Annotated in this window: 1 protein-coding gene; it reads right to left on the bottom strand. The window is 65.8% G+C overall.

All coding sequences use genetic code 11. The annotated features are described in order from the left end of the window. On the bottom strand, positions 1-1,505 hold a 1,505-nt coding region (gene istA / locus IVA74_RS25085), incomplete at its 3' end, for an IS21 family transposase (RefSeq protein WP_247348992.1). Positions 1,506-1,826: the final 321 nt, after the last annotated feature.

Here is a 1,826-nt window from a genome sequence, read left to right as displayed (position 1 = left end):
CGCGAAGCATGGCAAGCTCGGGCCAATGAGTGATTTGCCCGATGAGCTGCCGAGCGATCCCGCCGAATTGCGCGCCTTTGCCGCGGCTCTTCTGGATCGACGGCGACGCGCGGGATCGAGGCTGCCTCGGGTCGGAAGCGGTCGCGCAGCGCGGCAAGATCGGGTAGCCGTCCGGCATCCAGGTCTATCGCGACCGCCTCGGCGAGCTCAGCTTCGCAAGCTCGCTCGTGGGCCAGCGCCAGAAGCTCGACCGTCACCTTGCAGGCACGCCGATCATCACCATGCTCCCGCAAGGTCTCGAACAGGCGCCTGTAGGCAGGCCGCGGGAAGAGCCGGTCGCGATAGACGAGATTGAGGAGCGCCATCGGCTTGCGCCGCAGGGCATGGATGACGTGCCGGTAATCGACGACATGCCCGCCCTGGCTCTCTGACACAGGCCGGCCGCGCCGCAGCGTCACGACCGGTGTGACGCCGAGGAAGCATTCGAGACGGTCGTCGAAGATGCGCACACGCAGGCGATGGCCGATCAGCCTTGAAGGTACGGTGTAGAACACGCGCCGCAGGATGAAGCCGCCCGAGGACGTCACCGGGATCACCTTCTCCTCGAAGTCGGTCGTGCGGCCTTTCGGCAGCGGCGCCAGTGCTTCCTTCTCGAGCGCGATCCGCTTGGCGAGGTTGGCGTTGCGCCGGCCGACAATCTGGTCGACAAAAGCCCGGTACGCATCGAGACTGGCGAAGTCGCGCGTACCTCGCAGCAACAGGGCATCCTCCAGGGCTCGTTTCAGATGACCGTGCGCACTCTCGATCGAGCCGTTCTCGTGTGCGATGCCCGCATTGTTGCGCGTTGGTGCCATGCCGTAGTGGCCCATCAGCGCGGCGTATCGCTGTGTCAGATCCTCACGCGCATCCGCCGCCAGATTGCGGAACGCGGCCGACAGGCTGTCGCTGCGATGCTCCCGCGGCACGCCGCCGAGCGCCCACAGGGCGTTCTGCAACCCCTCGGCCAGGGCGACGAAGCTTTCACCGCCGAGTACGACGTGGGCATGCTCAAAGCCCGAGAACGCCAACCGGAAGTGATAAAGCCGCTGATCGAGAGCTTCTCCTGCAATGGTAATGCCGAGCGTGCTCACGTCCGTGAAGTCAGACAGACCCAGGCGGCCGGGCTCGTGCTCCTGGCGGAAGATCACGTCCTGTTCTGGGCCGTTGAGCGCCCGCCAGGCGTCCAGCGTGCGTCGGATGTTGGAGTTAAGGTCGGGATGCCGTCGGCGCAACTCGTCCAGCACGCCGATCACGCGGATACCGGGTGCAGCCTTCAGGATCGGGATGATCTCGGCGTCCCAATAGGGCGCAAGCGGATCGGATCGTCGCCGACCCCTCGGCGCCTTCTTCTGCGATGGCGGACGCGCATCGCCCTCGATCCGATACGCACTCGCTTTCGAGAACCCCGCCCTGGCCGCGGCGGCCTCGGGGGACAATGTCACTCGGTAGGTCATGTACAGCCTCATCTGGTGGTCGGTGATGTGGAGGCCAGGCAAGGCGTCGATTCCCTCTTGTCGAGACGAATCAACAGCTTGCACCAGCCCCGCCCAGCCGCCAGACGGGTCAAAAAGCGCGACGCCGATGGGGACGGTCCTCCGGTCGGGCTACGCCCTCCCTTCGGTCCGTCCCCATCGGCGCAGTCTCATCCTGATTGTCGCTGGGGTCTCACCCTGATCGCCGCCCCGCAGGCTTACAAGACCATGACCCGAGAGACGCGTGCGGACGCCCTGTCCGGGACGCTCGCCTTCTGCTGGTCGCATCTGCGGCGCCAGTTTGTGAAGATCGAG

Origin of the sequence: Bradyrhizobium sp. 132, assembly GCF_023074185.1 — a bacterium.
GTDB lineage: Bacteria > Pseudomonadota > Alphaproteobacteria > Rhizobiales > Xanthobacteraceae > Bradyrhizobium.
The sequence above is the reverse complement of the archived record's forward strand: the minus strand, read 5'-3'. Positions and strand labels throughout refer to the sequence as shown.